Origin of the sequence: Streptomyces fildesensis (assembly GCF_016107395.1) — a bacterium.
GTDB lineage: Bacteria > Actinomycetota > Actinomycetes > Streptomycetales > Streptomycetaceae > Actinacidiphila > Actinacidiphila fildesensis.
In genome coordinates this window covers 13,767-29,951 of sequence record NZ_JAAIKO010000004.1, presented here as the reverse complement: position 1 = coordinate 29,951, position 16,185 = coordinate 13,767, and the positions used below count along the sequence as shown (strand labels likewise).

Here is a 16,185-nt window from a genome sequence, read left to right as displayed (position 1 = left end):
CTCTTTGGCAACACTGTTGCGAAAGTGGAGGGCATGAGTAGTCCCGCCACCCCCCTCCGCGTCGGACTGGTCGGCTACGGCCTGGCCGGCTCCGTCTTCCACGCCCCGCTCATCGCCGCCACCGACGGCCTGGTCCTCGACACGGTCGTCACCTCGAACCCCGAGCGCCGCGAGCAGGCCCGCGCCGAGCACCCCGACGTCCGGTTCGCCGCCTCCCCCGACGAACTGTGGACCGGCGACCCCGTCGACCTCGTGGTGCTCGCCTCCCCCAACCGCACCCACGTGCCGCTCGCGACCGCCGCCCTCCAGGCCGGGGTGCCCGTCGTCGTCGACAAGCCGCTCGCCGGCACCGCCGCCGAGGCCTACGAACTGGCCGCCCTCGCCAAGGACCGCGGCCTGCTGCTCTCCGTCTTCCAGAACCGCCGCTGGGACAACGACTTCCGCACCCTGCGCCACCTCGTGGACAGCGGCGAGCTCGGCACCGTGCAGCGCTTCGAGTCCCGCTTCGAGCGGTGGCGGCCGCAGCCCAAGGGCGGCTGGCGCGAGTCGGGCGACCCCGCCGAGATCGGCGGGCTCCTCTACGACCTCGGCAGCCACCTCGTCGACCAGGCCCTGACGCTCTTCGGCCCGGCCGTCCGCGTCTACGCCGAGTCCGACGTCCGCCGCCCCGGCGCCGAGGTCGACGACGACACGTTCATCGCGATCACCCACGCCGGCGGCGTCCGCTCCCACCTGTGGGCCAGCGCCACCACCGCCCAGCTCGGCCCCCGCTTCCGGGCACTCGGCAGCACCGCCGGCTACGTCAAGTACGGCCTCGACCCGCAGGAGGCCGCCCTCCGCGACGGCCTGCGGCCCGGCACCGCCGACGGCGACTGGGGCGTCGAGCCGGAGTCCGACTGGGGCACCCTCGGGGCCGGCGACTCCGTTCGCCCCGTCCCGACCCTGCCGGGCGACTACCCCGCCTACTACGCGGCGGTCGCCGCGGCCCTCCGCGACGGTTCGGCCCCGCCGGTCACCGCCCTGGAGGCGGCCGCCGCCCTCGAAGTCCTGGAGGCGGCCCGGCTCTCCGCCCGCGAGGGCCGCACGGTGGAACTGGAGGCGCGCTCATGAGCACTCCCAGTGATCTCGTCGCTGAGCTCGAAGCGCAGGAACGCGACCTCGTCCTTCAGGGGTTCAGCAACGACGACGCGTGGCGGCTGGGGTCGCTGCTGGTGGAGCTGGCGCGGGAGCGCAACGCCCCCGTGACGATCGACATCCGTCGCGGTAGCCAGCAACTCTTCCACTACGCGCTGGACGGCACCTCCCCGGACAACGACGCCTGGCTCGCCCGCAAGTCCCGCGTCGCGGAGCGCTACGGCGCGTCGTCGTACCTCGTCGGCGCCCGCTTCCGCGCCAAGGGCACCACCTTCGAGGAATCCTCCCGCCTGGACCCGGACCTGTACGCCGCCCACGGGGGCGCGGTGCCGCTGCGTGTGGCGGGGGTGGGGATCGTCGGGACGGCGGCGGTGTCGGGGTTGCCGCAGTCGGAGGATCATGCGCTGGTGGTGGAGGCGTTGTCGCGCATGGTGCGGGGGTAGCGGGCGGTTCGTCGTGGGTCGGTCGGGGGCCGGGCCCTCCGGGGGAGGGGTCCGAAATCGTATATTTACGATCCCCCAACCTTCGGCCGGGGGTGCCCCCAGCGGCTCACACATACACGGCAGCATTTCGGACCCCTCCCCCTGCGGCCCCGTCCCCCTCCCGTCACGGACACCCGTCCGCGGGAGAGCGAGTCGTGGGCAACGCCCGGCGCGGGGGCGCAGCGGGTGCCAACACGCCTGCATCCGTCCCCCGCCCTCCCCCAGGGGTGCCGACGCACGCACATCGGTCTCCCGTCCCCCCATACGCCCGCGGTGCCGACGCCGCGCATCCGTCCCCGACCCTCCGGCCCCGCCCCCTCACGTCCGCGGGTGCCGACGCGCGTGCATCTGTGACGGCATTGGGCGGGTGGGTGGAGAAAGCCCGCCGCGGGCGCAACGGTGGCGCGGGCGCCGACGTACCCGCACCCCCGCCGCAGGCACAAACCGGCCCGCGCGGGCCGCACCCCGTGCCGGAGGGCACAAGGGCGCGTGGGTGGGCGAAAGCCCGCCGCAGGCGCAACGGTGGCGCGGGCGCCGACGTACCCGCACCCCCGCCGCAGGCACAAACCGGCCCGCGCGGGCCGCACCCCGTGCCGGAGGGCACAAGGGCGCGTGGGTGGGCGAAAGCCCGCCGCAGGCGCAACGGCGCTGCGGGCGCCGACGTACCCGCACCCACGCCGGCCGGCGTACCCGTACCCGCACCCCCGCCGGCAGGCGTTACGCGTCCGCCAGGACCTGGCGTTGGCGGCCCAAGCCGTCGATCTCCAGTTCCACCACATCCCCCGCCCTCAAATACGGCTTGGGATCCGGCTGGCCCATCGCCACCCCCGCCGGTGTCCCCGTGTTGATCACGTCGCCCGGGTACAGCGCCATGAACTGGCTCAGGTAGCGGACGACCTCTGCCACCGGGAAGATCTGGTCCGCGGTGGAACCGGCCTGCTTCGGTTCGCCGTTGACCCAGAGGCGCAGGCCCAGGGCCTGGGGGTCGGGGACTTCGTCGGCGGTGACGAACCAGGGGCCGATGGGGTTGAAGGTCTCGCAGTTCTTGCCCTTGTCCCACTGGCCGCCGCGCTCGATCTGGAACTCGCGCTCCGAGACGTCGTGGGAGAGGGCGTAGCCGGCCACCGCGGCCAGCGCTTCCTCGTGGGACGCGGCGTACCGGAGCTCGCGGCCGATGACGATGGCGAGCTCGACCTCCCAGTCGGTCTTCACGCTGCCGCGCGGCACCAGGACGGTGTCGTCGGGACCGACGACCGTGTCCGGGGCCTTCATGAAGACGATCGGCTCGGCCGGGATCGCTGCGCCGGTCTCCGCCGCGTGGTCGTGGTAGTTGAGACCGATGCAGACGATCTTGCCGATGCGGGCGAGCGGCGGGCCGACGCGCAGGGCGGCGTCCAGCCGGGGCAGGGATCCGTCCGCCGCGGCCGCGGCTATCCGCGCGAGCGCGGCATCGTCGGCGAGGAGGGCGCCGTCGATGTCGGGCACGACGCCGGACAGGTCGCGCAGGATTCCGTCGCCGTCCAGCAGGGCCGGAGCTTCCGCTCCGGCGGGTCCGACACGCAGCAGTTTCACAGACGTACTCCTGTTGGGCGAGGGTGGTCATCGGATGTCTTGGCAGATCCTCCAAGTAGTCGCGGCCGTCACGCAACCCCCTTTCACGAAGTGGACTTCGCGGCATTCAGTGCCACATGTGGGGCACGCTGCAGCCAGGCGCGTTCCGCGGCGCTCCAGGCGGTGGTGGTGGCCAGATACAGCCCGGCCGCCAGCGGGACGTAGGCGGCGGTCAGCAGGGTGCCGAAGGAGAGCAGCGGAAGGATCTTCGCCATCGCGGCGGCGCCGGGAGCGGCACCGGGTGCCGCGGGCATGGCAGCGGTCGCGGCGGCCTTCCGGGCCCGCAGATACGTCCAGCCCGCGACGGCCGCGATCACCGCGAAGAGCCCGAGGAAGACGGCGCCGTGCGGCCCGGCCACCCCGCCGTCGGCGAGTGCGTCCTTCCACCGGCCGCCGAGGGGTGCGCCGAAGAGGGTGTGGTCGAGAAGGTCGCCGCCCGAGGAGGAGAAGACTCGGTACATGAGGAAGAAGACCGGCAGCTGCACGAGCATCGGGACGAAGCCGGCGAACGGCGAGGCGCCCTCCTTCGCGTAGAGGTCGGCGAGTGCCTTCCGGAGCCGTTCCGGGTTCTTCTTGTGCTTGCGGTTCAGTTCGGCCACCCGCGGCGCCAGGGCGGCCCGCGCCTTCTCACCGCGGGCGGCGGCCCGCGCCAGCGGATGGAGGGCCAGGCGGACGGCGACGGTGATCGCGACGATGGCGGCCGCGGTCGCCGAAGCGCCCAGGAGCGGGCCGAGCAGCGAGGCGACGGACATGACGAAATGAGCGAATACGGACATGGGGTGAGCCCTCCACGGGGTCTCGTCGGGCCGGAAGAAGTCGGCGTGACGAGCCGCGCGGGGCGCAGCGGGAACCGGTGGGTACCGGTGCGGTAGCGCCTACGCGGCCGTCGGGACGAGACGGCCGGGCGCTCGGGGGCGCGGTCGGCCCGAGGCATCGGGATCGCGCTGTACGAGGAAGGCGGTACGGCGTTCGCGGTCCCGGATCGCGGTCCGGATCCGGCCGGGCACCACGGGCCCGGGCCAGGCGGCGGTGACGACGAAGGCGCGGCACAGCAGTGCGGCGGCGACCGTGGTCGCGGCGGCGGCCGCGCTGGACACCAGGCCGGTCTGGGTCAGCAGCACCCCGGACAGGGCGAGGAAGAGCGCGCCCACGAAGAGGCGGAACGCGGCGGTGTCACGTCGCACGAGCTCGCCTCCTCCAGTCGGTCCGGATTCCGATGGTAGCCCCACGGTCTAGGCGGCGGGCAGTGCCTCCTGCGCGAGGACCTCGTCGTCCGGCCGTGTGTCGGCCGGCGCGGGCAGGGCGTACGTCACGGCGAGGGCGACGGCCACGTTCAGGGCGAGCGCGAGCAGCCCCGCGTTCACGCCCCACAGGGGATCGCGGTCGGTGAAGACGAGCCAGCACACGACCGCACCCCCCGCCAGCAGCCCGCTGAGCGCGCCCGCGAGGGTCAGCCGGCGCCACAGCAGGCCGAGCAGCAGCATCGGGACGAGCTGCGCCATGCCCTCGTAGGAGATCAGCGACAGCCGCACCAGGGTGTTGGGGAGGGTGTACGTCAGCAGCAGCGCGAGCGAGCCGGCGGCCACCACGACCACCTGCGACCACAGCTTCTGCCGGCCGGCCAGCCGCGGGACCGCGCCGAGCACGCTGCGGCCCCACATGGTGCCGATGACGAGCATGAACACCGCCATGGGCACGATGGACGACAGGGCCGCGGCCACTCCGATGATCCCGACGGCCCAGGCCGGCAGCGAGTCGGTGATCAGCTGGAACAGGGCGAGGTTGGAGCCGGCGCCGGTCAGGCCCGGCACGACGAACAGCGCCGCCATGCCCAGCAGGATCGGGACGAGGAGGAGCACCTGGTAGAAGGGCAGCGCGATGGCGTTGCGGCGCAGCGCGTCCGCGTCGCGCGCGCTGAGATAGCCGGCGACCGTCGTCGGGAAGATCACCACGGTGAGCGAGTTGAGCAGGCTCGTGGTGATGAACCAGCTCTCGCCGAGACCGCCGGACGTGTGCCCGGGGAACGTCAGCCACTGCGCCTTCTCCTCGGTCAGCCGCCGGAACAGCTCGCCGTAGCCGCCGAAGTAGTGGAAGGGGACGTAGCAGGCGAGGAAGCCGAGGGTCCCGATGACGAGGACGTCCTTGAGGACCGACACCCAGGCGCTGCCGCGCAGCCCGCTGACCACGACGAATCCGGTGGTGACGGCGAAGCCGAGGAAGTACGCCCAGTAGAGGCTGATCGCCCCGTAGGAGATCGTCGAGACGACGACGCCCATGCCGGTGATCTGCAGCTGGATGTACGGCAGCAGGCAGACGGTGGCGAGGACGGCGACGAGCGCGCCGAGCCGTGGGCTGGCGTAGCGGTGGGCGATCATGTCGGTGATGCCGACCAGGTCGTGGCGGCGCGCGTAGGCCCACAGCATGGGGCCGACGACGTAGCCGACCGCGTAGCCGCACGACAGGTACGCCAGGACGTAGAGCACGGGCGCGCCGAAGTTGTAGCCCCAGCCGGCCGCGCCCAGGTAGCTGAAGCTGGTGTAGCTCTCACCGGCCATCAGCACCCAGATGAAGACCGGGCCGAGGCTGCGGCCGCCCACCGACCACTCGGTGAGGCCGCCCTGCGAGCCGCGCCCGCGGACGGCGAGCAGCCCCAGTGCGACGGTCGCCACCATGAAAACGCCGAAGACCGAGGTGGCGACCGCGGCGTTCACGTACGCCTCCGCCGGTCGCCGCGGTAGGCCAGCCACACCGCGAGCGGGGTGGCCAGCGTGGCGGCCAGCATCCAGAAGAAGAGGAAGGGAATCCCGAACACCACGGGGTGCACCCGATTCACCAGCGGCAGCGCGCCGAGGTACAGCACGTACGGCACGAGCAGCCACAGCAGATGGCGTCGGCCTCGGAACACCCTGGGCACCTTGGACACGCGGCCCGACCCTAGCGCGCCCGCGCCGACTTCAGCCGCCCCCACACCACCAGCCGGTACTTGGAGGTGTATTCGGGTGTGCAGGTGGTGAGCGTGATGTACGCGCCGGCGCCGGTCATCCGGGCGTCCGGGTGCACGGAGCTGAACGGCACCGGGGCGATCACGGACCCGTCGGAGGGATTCGTCTGCGGCACGGTCTTCTCCACGACGTAGACGAAGCGGCCGGTGGCCGTCTCGACGGTGACCGTGTCGCCGGCCCGCAGCCGGTTGATGTAGCGGAACGGCTCTCCGTGGGTGTTGCGGTGCCCGGCGACGGCGAAGTTCCCGGCCTGGCCGGGCTGGGCGGTCTGCGGGTAGTGGCCGACGTAGCCATGGTTGAGGATGGCGGACTTGCTGATGCCCTGGGCGACCGGGGCGGTCACCCCGATCGCGGGGATGCGGATCACGGCGTAGGCCAGATCGTCCCGTTCCGGTGCCGTCACCTCCCGCTGCGAGGGCCCGGCGGACGCCGTTTCATCGGATGTATCCATCGTCGGCGTATCGCCGGGAGCCTGCGCCGGGTCGGATGCGGGAGCCGGTGCGGGGGCCGCGTTCCACTGCTGTTCCAGCGCCGCGACCTCGCGCCGCGCGGACTCGTGCGCCCGCAGGTTCGTCCACCACAACTGGTGCGCCACCAGCAGCAGCACGACGACCCCGAACGTCACGGCGAGTTCGGCGGCGCCCCACAGCGTCCGCCCCAGCGGAGTGCGCCGCGCGCCGCCGCGCCGCAGCAGCCGCCCCTGGCCCTGGACGACGACCCGGACCGGCCTGGACTTCTGACGCACCGTCATACGGGTGACGATACGGCCGTTCCCGGCCCGCCGGACAGGGGCCTGTCCGGCGGAACGTTCCTAGCCGGCGAAGAGCCGGGACGCCGAGTAGATGGCGAGCCCCGCCAGCGCTCCGACGACCGTGCCGTTGATCCGGATGAACTGCAGGTCACGCCCCACATGCGCCTCGATCTTGCGGGACGTCTGGTCGGCGTCCCAGCCCGCCACCGTCTCGGTGATCAGGGAGGTGATCTCGTCCCGGTAGGTCGTCACCACATACGTGGCGGCGTCCTCCAGCCAGCCGTCCACCTTCGCCTGCAGGGCGGGGTCGGTCGCCATCCGGGCGCCCAGCGACAGCAGCGACGCGCGGGTCCGCAGCCGCAGCTCGCTGCGCTCGTCCTCGGCGGCGGCCACGACCATGCCGCGGACCGCGGTCCAGGCCGACTCGATCAGATCCTGCACCTCGCCGCGCGCCAGCAGGTCCTTCTTCAGCCGCTCGACGCGCTCACGGGTGTCCGGGTCGGACTGCAGCTCGACGGCGAAGTCCCCGAGGAACCGGTCCACCGCCCCGCGCGCCGGGTGGTCCGGCATGTCGCGCATCTCGGCGGTGAAGCGCACCAGTTCCTTGTAGACCCGCTCGCCGACCTTGCGGTCCACGAACCGGGGCGTCCACCCCGGCGCGCCGCCCTGCACCGCGTCCATCACCGAGTCGCCGTGCTCCACCAGCCAGTCGTGCGCCCGCACACAGACCAGGTCGACCACCCGGCGGTGGCCACCGTCCGCGACGACCCGCTCCAGCATCCTGCCGACGCCCGGCGCCACCTCCTGACCCTCCGCGCGCCGGGTGATCGCCTCACCGACCACCGCCTGGACGTCGGAGTCCCGCAGCACCTTCAGCACCCCGCGCAGCGCCGCCGCGGCCTGCTCCGTCACCTTGTCGGCGTGCTCGGGGTCGGCGAGCCAGGTGCCGAGCCGTGAGCCGATGCCGACGGCCCGCAGCCGGGTCCTGACGACGTCGGCCGACAGGAAGTTCTCGCCGACGAAATCGCCCAGGCTGTGGCCGAGGGCGTCCTTCTTCGTCGGGATGATCGCGGTGTGCGGGATCGGCAGTCCCAGCGGGCGGCGGAACAGCGCCGTGACGGCGAACCAGTCCGCCATCGCACCGACCATGCCCGCCTCCGCGGCGGCCGCGACGTACCCCGCCCAGGGACCGGCGCCGGCCGAGTCCGCCCACTTCGCCAAGGCGTAGACGACCGTCGCGGCGAGCAGCAGCCCGGTCGCGATCACCTTCATCCGGCGGACCCCGCGACGCCGCCCCGCGTCGGCGGCCTCCGCCGCGCTCGGCGCCGTACCCGGACCGGCCGGTGGACCGCCGCGTGGACCGTCGTCGGGACCGCCGCCTGGATCGCTCACTACCGCTGCTTCCATCCGCTCCACCCGCGTATTGTCACCGCCACTGCCAACCTGGGAACGAACAACAGGTTCCCCGCGTCCCGGGAAGTCACGCCAGGAACGGCGGACGGCCGCGAACGCCGTCCGGGGACCCCGCACCGAGGGAGCGAGCCGCCATGACAGCGCAGGACAGGACCGGAGGGCTGCCCGGCTACGCCGGACACTTCGAGGAGCCCGAGGGGTACCTGGACTTCGCCCGCTACGGCCCGCCGTCCCGCGACGTCCTGGACGCCACCGCGCAGGCGCTGGCCGACTCCGCCCGTGCCACCCACAGCACGGTGGACGCCCTGATGCGCGCCGAGCCCCGGGCCCGGGAGGCCGCCGCCCGGCTGGCCGGGACCGACCCCGGCCACATCGTGCTGCTGCCGAACACGTCCACCGGACTGTTCCACGCCGCCTTCGGCATCACCGGCGGCACCGTGCTCGTCCCGTCCGGGGAATTCCCCTCCAACCGGTACCCGTGGCAGCGTGCCGCGGAGCTCGGCAGGGCCGTACCGCGCCTGCTGGAGCCCGACCAGCGGGGCCTGATCACCCCCGACACCGTCCGCGACGCCCTCACCGGACCCGGCGCCGGTGACGTGGTGGCCGTTGCGCTGAGCGCCGTGGACTTCCGCACCGGCCACCGCGCCGACCTGGCCGCGATCCGCGAGGTGATCGGCGACCGGCTGCTCGTCGTGGACGCCATCCAGGGCTTCGGCGTCGCCGACCTGCCCTGGCAGGCCGCGGACGTCGTCGTCACCGGCGGCCAGAAGTGGCTGCGGGCCGGCTGGGGCACCGGTTTCGCCGCGCTGTCCGACCGGGCGCTGGAGCGGCTGGAGCCCGTCCTCACCGGCTGGACCGGCGTCGAGGACGCGGGCCTCTTCGACGACCGCGAGCACCCGCCCGCCGCCGGCGCCCAGCGGTGGAGCATCACCAACCTGAGCCCCGTCACCGCGGCCGCCTTCGCCGCCGCCCTGGAACTCGTCGAACGGTCCGGGGTGCCCGCCATCGAGGAGCACATCACCACCCGGGTGGCCCAACTCATCGACACCGTTCTGGCCTGCGGCGGCGAGGTGCTGTCCCCCGTCGCCCCGGAGCAGCGCGCCGGCATCGTCTCCTTCCGCATCCCCGGAACCGATCCGCGGCTCGTCGCCAAGGCGCTGCACGGGTACGAGGTCACCCCGACGGTCCGCGCGGACTCCCTGCGCCTGTCGGCGCACGCCTCGACCCCGCTGGCCGCCGTCGACCGCGTGCACGCGGCCCTCGCCTCACTGCGCTGAACGTCCTCACCGCGCCGAACGTCCCGCCGCCGGGACCGCTGTCTGGGCCGGCACCGGCGACGACGAGTACATCCGCGCGATGACGTCCTCGATCGCCGGCTCCCGCACCGACAGGTCCACCAGCGGATAACGCGCCGCCAGCTCGGCGACCAGCGGAGCCGCGCTGGCCGCCGCGGGGAACGCCAGCCACTGGCGCGGCCCCTCGACCTTCACACAGCGCGCGCCCGCCACCACCACCGCCGGCAGCTCCCGTTCGAAGTCGACGACGAGCGTGCGCTCGCTCTCCCCCACCGCGTGCAGCCCGCTCAGCCCGCCGTCGTACATCAGCCGCCCGTGGTCGATGACCATCACCCGCTCGCAGAGCTGCTCGATGTCCGTCAGATCGTGCGTGGTCAGCAGCACGGTCGTGCCCTGCTCGGCGTTGACCGTCCGCAGGAACTCCCGCACCTTCGCCTTGCTGACCACGTCGAGGCCGATGGTCGGCTCGTCCAGGTACAGCACCTCCGGATCGTGCAGCAGCGCCGCCGCGATGTCACCGCGCATCCGCTGCCCCAGCGACAGCTGGCGCACCGGCACGTCCAGCAGCGGGCCGAGGTCGAGGAGGTCGACGCAGCGCGCGAGGTTCTTCGCGTACCGCCCGTCCTCGATCCGGTACAGGCGCCGCACCAGCTGGTACGAGTCCTTCAGTGGCAGGTCCCACCACAGGGTGGTGCGCTGCCCGAAGACCACACCGATCCGCCGCGCCAGCTTCGTCCGGTCCCGCGACGGGTCGATCCCCGCGACCCGCACCCGCCCGCCGCTGGGCATCAGGATGCCCGTCAGCATCTTGATGGTGGTGGACTTCCCGGCCCCGTTCGGCCCGATGTACCCGACCATCTCGCCGCGCGGCACCGAGAACGAGATCCCGTCGACCGCCCGCACCTGATGCCGCTCCCGCCGCCACCGCCCGGCCTTGCGGCGGACGTCGAAGACCTTCTCCACCGCGTCGAGTTCGATGTGCGCGCCGTTGCCGTCCACTGTCCCCACCATCCGCCCCTCAGCTTCCCGTGCTCCGGTACGACCGCAGACCCGTCCGCCACGCCAGCCCCGCCACCGCGCAGCACGCCACCGCCACCAGCGGTGACGCGAAGTCCAGCCACCCCGGCAGCGCCAGCGGATCGTCGCGGCCCAGGATCCGCAGCGCGGGCAGCCAGTTGACGAAGGCCAGCGGCACGATGAAGGTGACGCCGCGCACCAGGTCCTTGGCGAAGATCGACGGCGGGTACTGCAGCAGCGTGTTCCCGCCGTACGTGAAGGAGTTCTGCACCTCCGAGGCGTCACCCGCCCAGAACTGGAAGGCCGCCCCGGCCACGAACACCGCCCCGAAGATCGCGCCTCCGCTGAGCAGCATCATCGGCATCATCAGCACCTTCAGCACCGTCCAGTCGATGTCGAGGCGGCTCAGCGACCAGCCCAGCACCAGCGAGCCCTGGGTGATCCGCCCCAGCCGCCGCAGCGCGAACCGGTCGGCGGCCACCTGCGCGAGCACCGGCACCGGGCGCAGCAGCAGTGTGTCCAGCGTGCCGTCCCGTACCCGGCGCCCGAGCCGGTCCATGCTGCCCATCGTCAGATCGGCCAGCCCGAACGCGGTGCTGGTCGTCCCGTACAGGAACGCCACCTCGGGAAGCGTGAACCCGCCCAGCGTCGTGACGTGCGAGAACATCAGCAGGATCGTGGCGAAGTCCAGTCCGGTGGTCGCGAAGTTCCCGAACGCGGTCATCAGGAACGACGCCCGGTACGCCATCGTCGACCGCACCCACATCGCGACGATCAGCCCGTACGCCCGCAGCCCGTCGACCACCCGGCGCTCGGGCGCGCTGTTGTCGACCGCTTCGAACCCGGCCGCTTCGAACCCGGCCGCTCCGAACCCGCTGTCCTCGACCGCACCGAGCCCGGCCGCACCGCCGCCGGCCACCACCCGCTCGGCCGCTCCGCCCTCAGCCACCCTGCACCACCACCTTCCTGGTCGCCACGGACTGCAGCGCCCGCCCGGCCGCGAGCAGCGCCAGCGCCCAGCCGGCCTGGAAGGCGAACACCCGCAGCAGACCGGTGCCGGTGTGCCGGCCGAGGAAGACATCGGCGGGGATCTGCTGCAGCGCCGCCCACGGCAGGGCCCGCGCCAGCTCCCCCAGCCAGCCGGGGAACAGCGTCAGCGGCAGCAGCGCGCCGGAGAAGAACATGCTGGCCAGCCCGGCGATCTGGCTCACCCCGGCACCGTCGAGCAGCCAGAACGCGCTCAGCACGACGAGATAGCGCAGCGCGAAACTGACGACGACCCCCAGCGTCACCGACACCAGGAACAACAGCCAGGTCAGCGCGCTCGCGGGCAGCGTCAGCTCGAAGGCGAGCGCGCCGATCAGCATCGGGACGACGCCCCGCCCCAGCAGATGGAAGGCCGCCCGGCCCAGGTCGGTCGCGAGCCACCACACCTGCAGGTCGGCGGGCCGGTACAGATCGATCGCCACGTCCCCGGTACGGATCCGCTCGATCAACTCGTCCTGGAAACCGCCGCCCATCATCGCCGTGGTCATCAGCAGCGCCTGGCCCACCCACACATACGTCAGCGCCTGCGACCGGTCGTAGCCGCCCAGCCCCGGACGCGCGTCCCACAGCGCGATATAGGTGTAGGCGAGGATGAAACCGAAGACCGTGTTGGTGAAGACACCGGCGGCCGTCGCCACCCGGTACGTCGCGAACCGCCGGAACCCGCTCAGCGCGACCGCCGCGTACAGCCGGATGCCCCCCACTCCCCCACGTCCCCTCCGTCAGGGCCTGGTCCCGCACCCGCCGTTCGCGCCAAAGCTGCCGAGCTTAATCGCCCATCGGGAGGACCTGCCAATGGTTTTCCACCCTTTCGAGTGCACCGGATCAGCCATTCGGCCTGTCACAGCCCTGTCACGGGTGCGCGGCGTTGATCGCACAAGCACGGATGATGCGACAGTGTTCAACGGGGCGTACGTAACGATTGACCCAAGATGTTCCGTCGCGGACCAACCCCGGCGGCGGCGGAGGAGTCCTAACAGACATGAGCGACGAGCCGGAGCAGCAGAAAAGCAGTAACGCTTCGCCAGGCTGGGAGCCCCGACCGCCGGTCCTCAACCGGAGGGGACGGCCCAAGCGGACCGGCCTCGGCCGGCTCATCCCGACCTGGCGGATGGTGACCAGCACGGTCATCATCGTCCTGCTCATCCTCGTCGGCGGGTTCTTCATCGGCTACGCCCTGGTGCCGATCCCGAACCCCAACGCCGCCGCCACCGCGCAGAGCAACGTCTATTTCTACGCCGACGGCAAGACCGAACTGGCCCGCGACGGCGAGATCAACCGCGAGAGCGTCAGCCTCGCCCAGATCGCCAGGACCGCCCAGTACGCGGCGCTCTCCGCCGAGGACCGCGGCTTCTACCACGAGTCCGCCGTCAGCCCGAAAGCGATGATCCGCGCCGCCTGGAACACCGTCACCGGCAAGGGCAAACAGTCCGGCTCCACGATCACCCAGCAGTACGTGAAGAACTATTACCTCAACCAGGAGCAGACCGCACTTCGCAAGGTCAAGGAATTCTTCATCGCGATCAAACTCGACCGCAATGAAACCAAGGACGAAATCCTTGAGGGGTATCTGAACACCAGCTACTTCGGCCGCAACTCCTACGGCATCCAGGCCGCCTCCCAGGCCTACTTCAGCAAGGACGCCGACAAACTCACCACCGCCGAAGGCGCCTACCTCGCCACTCTCCTCAACGCCCCCAGCGAGTACGACGTCGTCGCCCACCCGCAGAACCTCCCCAAGGCCCAGGCCCGGTGGAACTACGTCCTCGACGGCATGGTGAAGGAAGGCTGGCTCAACGCCGCCGAACGCGCCGTCATCAAGTTCCCCACCCCCGGCAAGCCCAAGCCCGCCGCCAGCAAGACCGGCCAGCGCGGCTACCTCATCGAGGCCGTCAACGACTACCTCGACGACAACAACATCATCGACGCGGAAACCCTGCGCGCCGGCGGCTACCGGATCGTCACCACGATCCAGAAGGACAAGGAGGACGCCTTCGTCGCCGCCACCAAGAAGAAGGTCTACGACAAGCTCGGCACCACCAAGGCCGACAGCTACGTCCGCGCCGGCGGCGCCTCCATCGACCCCGCCACCGGCAAGGTCGTCGCCATGTACGGCGGCATCGACTACACCAAGCAGTACGTCAACAACGCCACCCGGAGCGACTACCAGGTCGGCTCGACGTTCAAGCCCTACATCTTCGCCTCCGCCGTCCAGAACAACTCCCAGACGCAGGACGGCCGCACGATCACCCCGCGCACCATCTACGACGGCGACAACCGCCGCCCGGTGATCGGCCCCAACGGCCCCGTCGGCTACGCGCCGCCCAACGAGGACCAGCGGGACTACGGCGACATCACCGTCACCAAGGCCATGGACAACTCGGTCAACGCGGTCTACGCGCAGATGGCCCAGGACGTCGGTCCCGACAACGTCGTCAACACCGTGCACGCGCTGGGCCTGCCGGCCACCAAAACGCTCAACGCCTTGCCCTCGATGGCGCTCGGCACCATGGAAGCCAGCCCCCTCGCCATGGCCCAGGGCTACGCGACCCTCGCCAACCACGGCAAGTACATCCCGTACACCCTCGTCGAGAAGATCACCAAGGACGGCGGCGACCTCAGTCTCCCCAAGCGCGACGCCAAGCAGGCCGTCTCCCGTGAGGCCGCCGACACCACCACCTCCATCCTGCAGAGCGTCGTCGACGGCGGCACCGCCTCCGTCGCCCAGGAGTCCGGCCGGACCTCCGCCGCCAAGACCGGCACCATCGACGACGACAAAGCCGCCTGGTTCGCCGGCTACACCCCGAACCTCGTCACCGTCGTCGCCGTGATGGGCCAGAACTCCGACACCGGCAAACTCGAATCGCTCAATGGCGCACTCGGAGTACCCCGCGTCAACGGCGGCGGCGCGCCCGGCGAGGTCTGGGCCGCCTACACCGAGGCCGCCCTCAGCGGCACCGAGGACATCGACTTCGACCTCGAACCGCAGGACGGCGCCACCGCCCCGACCGAGGCCCCCAGCACACCGCCCACGTCAGCGACACCGTCGGAGACCCCGTCGCAGACGCCCTCCCGGACCCCGTCGCAGACACCGTCCCAGACCCCGTCCGAGACGCCGTCGGAAACCCCGACGGAAACCCCCACCGAGACCCCGCCCGAGACCAGCGGACCCCCGACCCTGCTGCCCAGCGGCGGAGCGGTCGGCGGAGGCGGCGGGAACGGCGGGGGCGGCGGCCCGGACGGGGGCTAGGCCCAGGCCGGGGTTAGTGGCCCGAAGTGGCCTTCAGGCCCACGACAGCCACCAGCAGCAGACAGATGAAGAAGATCCGGGCGGCGGTCGCCGGCTCACCCAGCACCACCATGCCCAGGACCGCCGCCCCGGCAGCACCGATGCCCACCCACACGCCGTACGCCGTACCGATCGGCAGCGTCTTCGCCGCCTGCGCCAGCAGCACCATGCTCACCACGATGCCCGCACCCGTGAACACACTCGGCCACAGCCGGGTGAACCCCTCGGTGTACTTCATACCGATCGACCAGGCGACCTCGACCAGACCCGCGACGCACAAAAGGACCCATGCCATGACGGCACCTCCATGGTTACTTGCTTCCAGGGGGTGCGTCGTCTTTGCATGGGTCCCGGTACGGCGCGTCTCGTCGGGCTCTCTCCGACCATAGCAAACTACAGATAAAGGCCCGTGGAGTCCTCCGACCCCTGCAGCCGCTCCGCCGCGACCGCGTGCAGATCCCGCTCGCGCATCAGCACGTACGCGACACCCCGCACCTCGACCTCGGCCCGGTCCTCCGGGTCGTACAGCACCCGGTCCCCGACCTCCACGGTCCGCACGTTCTGGCCCACCGCGACCACCGCGGCCCACGCCAGCCGCCGGCCCACCGCGGCCGTGGCGGGGATGAGGATGCCGCCACCCGAGCGGCGCTCCCCCTCGGAACCTTCGGCCCTGACCAGCACCCGGTCATGCAGCATCCGGATGGGCAGCTTGTCGTGCTCATTCTTGGAACTCACGGCGACGACGTTACCGGCGACGCCGGCGGACCGAGAGCCCGGCCACCACGGCGACCAGCGCCACCGCGGCCACCGCCACCGGCACCACCCGGTCCACCCGCAGCACACCGTCCTCGGACACGAAGTGCCCGCGCGCGTCACTCACCGCGCGATTCACCCCCACGAAGGCCCGGCCCGCCGTGCGGTCCACAGCGGAGAAGGCCTTCGCCTTCATGTCCCGCGCGACCGTACTCGGATGCACCCTTACCGCGATCTCGTCCAGCGTCGCGGCCAGATCCTGCCGCCTACGGGAGATCTCCGCCTCAATCTGAGCGGGAGTCCTGCCTTCCGACACCGCACTGCCTCCAACGCCTAGACCGGTACCGTGACGGACAGTCTGTCAGCCCGACGCGGACCGCGCCCCGTCGGC

General features: G+C 71.8%; 17 protein-coding genes. 4 read left to right on the top strand and 13 right to left on the bottom strand.

From position 1 onward, the window contains the following. The first annotated feature begins 33 nt into the window (after positions 1–33). Together C6N31_RS08165 and C6N31_RS08160 are read left to right on the top strand one after the other, a co-directional pair. Entirely contained in the window at positions 34–1,110 is a 1,077-nt protein-coding gene (locus C6N31_RS08165; RefSeq protein WP_198357318.1) for a Gfo/Idh/MocA family protein, read from the top strand. Beyond that, entirely contained in the window at positions 1,107–1,577 is a 471-nt protein-coding gene (locus C6N31_RS08160; RefSeq protein ID WP_198357317.1) for a heme-degrading domain-containing protein, read from the top strand. The genes C6N31_RS08165 and C6N31_RS08160 overlap by 4 nt, the downstream gene beginning before the upstream one ends. A gap of 756 nt (positions 1,578–2,333) precedes the next feature. On the opposite strand, the gene C6N31_RS08155 is transcribed toward C6N31_RS08160, so the two are convergent. The 7 genes from C6N31_RS08155 to C6N31_RS08125 all read right to left on the bottom strand — a co-directional run bounded on the left by C6N31_RS08155 (position 2,334) and on the right by C6N31_RS08125 (position 8,387). Further along, on the bottom strand, positions 2,334–3,188 hold the full coding sequence (locus C6N31_RS08155) for a fumarylacetoacetate hydrolase family protein (protein WP_138356624.1): 855 nt from the start codon (positions 3,186–3,188) through the stop codon (positions 2,334–2,336). Between the two features lie 83 nt (positions 3,189–3,271). Next, the gene (locus C6N31_RS08150) at positions 3,272–4,003 is read right to left on the bottom strand and encodes a YidC/Oxa1 family membrane protein insertase (protein ID WP_198357316.1); all 732 of its coding nucleotides are present in this window, start codon (positions 4,001–4,003) and stop codon (positions 3,272–3,274) included. Positions 4,004–4,102: 99 nt separating this feature from the next. Continuing rightward, complete coding sequence (locus C6N31_RS08145; RefSeq protein ID WP_138356622.1) at positions 4,103–4,411, bottom strand: DUF6412 domain-containing protein; 309 nt, start codon at positions 4,409–4,411, stop codon at positions 4,103–4,105. A 48-nt stretch (positions 4,412–4,459) separates the two neighbouring features. After that, positions 4,460–5,938: a sodium:solute symporter family protein gene (locus C6N31_RS08140; RefSeq protein ID WP_138356621.1), complete on the bottom strand. Its 1,479-nt coding sequence runs from the start codon at positions 5,936–5,938 to the stop codon at positions 4,460–4,462. After that, positions 5,935–6,132 (bottom strand): DUF3311 domain-containing protein, encoded by a 198-nt coding sequence (locus tag C6N31_RS08135; protein ID WP_244809195.1) that lies wholly within the window; start codon positions 6,130–6,132, stop codon positions 5,935–5,937. The genes C6N31_RS08140 and C6N31_RS08135 overlap by 4 nt, the downstream gene beginning before the upstream one ends. A 29-nt stretch (positions 6,133–6,161) precedes the next feature. Continuing rightward, on the bottom strand, positions 6,162–6,980 hold the full coding sequence (locus C6N31_RS08130; protein ID WP_138356620.1) for a class E sortase: 819 nt from the start codon (positions 6,978–6,980) through the stop codon (positions 6,162–6,164). Positions 6,981–7,040: 60 nt separating this feature from the next. Beyond that, a complete protein-coding gene (locus C6N31_RS08125; RefSeq protein ID WP_138356619.1) occupies positions 7,041–8,387 on the bottom strand; it encodes a DUF445 domain-containing protein in 1,347 nt (448 codons plus the stop codon). Between the two features lie 140 nt (positions 8,388–8,527). Between C6N31_RS08125 and C6N31_RS08120 the strand changes: the two genes are divergently transcribed. Continuing rightward, positions 8,528–9,670, top strand: coding sequence for an aminotransferase class V-fold PLP-dependent enzyme (locus C6N31_RS08120; protein WP_198357315.1), 1,143 nt, complete (start codon positions 8,528–8,530; stop codon positions 9,668–9,670). Positions 9,671–9,676: 6 nt separating this feature from the next. On the opposite strand, the gene C6N31_RS08115 is transcribed toward C6N31_RS08120, so the two are convergent. The 3 genes from C6N31_RS08115 to C6N31_RS08105 all read right to left on the bottom strand — a co-directional run bounded on the left by C6N31_RS08115 (position 9,677) and on the right by C6N31_RS08105 (position 12,447). Next, complete coding sequence (locus C6N31_RS08115; protein ID WP_138356617.1) at positions 9,677–10,699, bottom strand: ABC transporter ATP-binding protein; 1,023 nt, start codon at positions 10,697–10,699, stop codon at positions 9,677–9,679. 7 nt (positions 10,700–10,706) lie between these two features. Then, the gene (locus C6N31_RS08110; RefSeq protein WP_164295480.1) at positions 10,707–11,471 is read right to left on the bottom strand and encodes an ABC transporter permease; all 765 of its coding nucleotides are present in this window, start codon (positions 11,469–11,471) and stop codon (positions 10,707–10,709) included. Positions 11,472–11,646: 175 nt separating this feature from the next. After that, positions 11,647–12,447: an ABC transporter permease gene (locus tag C6N31_RS08105; RefSeq protein WP_138356629.1), complete on the bottom strand. Its 801-nt coding sequence runs from the start codon at positions 12,445–12,447 to the stop codon at positions 11,647–11,649. A 287-nt stretch (positions 12,448–12,734) separates the two neighbouring features. On the opposite strand from C6N31_RS08105, the gene C6N31_RS08100 reads away from it, so the two are divergent. Then, positions 12,735–15,002: a transglycosylase domain-containing protein gene (locus tag C6N31_RS08100; RefSeq protein ID WP_198357314.1), complete on the top strand. Its 2,268-nt coding sequence runs from the start codon at positions 12,735–12,737 to the stop codon at positions 15,000–15,002. Between the two features lie 13 nt (positions 15,003–15,015). Here C6N31_RS08100 and C6N31_RS08095 read toward each other — a convergent pair whose 3' ends face one another. The 3 genes from C6N31_RS08095 to C6N31_RS08085 all read right to left on the bottom strand — a co-directional run bounded on the left by C6N31_RS08095 (position 15,016) and on the right by C6N31_RS08085 (position 16,110). Continuing rightward, positions 15,016–15,336: a DMT family transporter gene (locus C6N31_RS08095; RefSeq protein WP_138356615.1), complete on the bottom strand. Its 321-nt coding sequence runs from the start codon at positions 15,334–15,336 to the stop codon at positions 15,016–15,018. Between the two features lie 98 nt (positions 15,337–15,434). Next, the gene (locus tag C6N31_RS08090; protein ID WP_138356628.1) at positions 15,435–15,737 is read right to left on the bottom strand and encodes a GroES family chaperonin; all 303 of its coding nucleotides are present in this window, start codon (positions 15,735–15,737) and stop codon (positions 15,435–15,437) included. 49 nt (positions 15,738–15,786) lie between these two features. Continuing rightward, positions 15,787–16,110 (bottom strand): DUF3618 domain-containing protein, encoded by a 324-nt coding sequence (locus C6N31_RS08085; RefSeq protein ID WP_138356614.1) that lies wholly within the window; start codon positions 16,108–16,110, stop codon positions 15,787–15,789. Positions 16,111–16,185: the final 75 nt, after the last annotated feature.

What these genes read in the sequence shown, in the direction of transcription:
- C6N31_RS08165 (WP_198357318.1), top strand. Translation starts at nt 34, where the DNA reads ATGAGTAGTCCCGCCACCCCCCTCCGCGTCGGACTGGTCGGCTACGGC.
- C6N31_RS08160 (WP_198357317.1), top strand. Translation starts at nt 1,107, where the DNA reads ATGAGCACTCCCAGTGATCTCGTCGCTGAGCTCGAAGCGCAGGAACGC.
- C6N31_RS08150 (WP_198357316.1), bottom strand. Translation starts at nt 4,003, where the DNA reads ATGTCCGTATTCGCTCATTTCGTCATGTCCGTCGCCTCGCTGCTCGGC.
- C6N31_RS08130 (WP_138356620.1), bottom strand. Translation starts at nt 6,980, where the DNA reads ATGACGGTGCGTCAGAAGTCCAGGCCGGTCCGGGTCGTCGTCCAGGGC.
- C6N31_RS08125 (WP_138356619.1), bottom strand. Translation starts at nt 8,387, where the DNA reads ATGGAAGCAGCGGTAGTGAGCGATCCAGGCGGCGGTCCCGACGACGGT.
- C6N31_RS08120 (WP_198357315.1), top strand. Translation starts at nt 8,528, where the DNA reads ATGACAGCGCAGGACAGGACCGGAGGGCTGCCCGGCTACGCCGGACAC.
- C6N31_RS08115 (WP_138356617.1), bottom strand. Translation starts at nt 10,699, where the DNA reads ATGGTGGGGACAGTGGACGGCAACGGCGCGCACATCGAACTCGACGCG.
- C6N31_RS08110 (WP_164295480.1), bottom strand. Translation starts at nt 11,471, where the DNA reads ATGTGGGTGCGGTCGACGATGGCGTACCGGGCGTCGTTCCTGATGACC.
- C6N31_RS08100 (WP_198357314.1), top strand. Translation starts at nt 12,735, where the DNA reads ATGAGCGACGAGCCGGAGCAGCAGAAAAGCAGTAACGCTTCGCCAGGC.
- C6N31_RS08095 (WP_138356615.1), bottom strand. Translation starts at nt 15,336, where the DNA reads ATGGCATGGGTCCTTTTGTGCGTCGCGGGTCTGGTCGAGGTCGCCTGG.
- C6N31_RS08090 (WP_138356628.1), bottom strand. Translation starts at nt 15,737, where the DNA reads ATGCTGCATGACCGGGTGCTGGTCAGGGCCGAAGGTTCCGAGGGGGAG.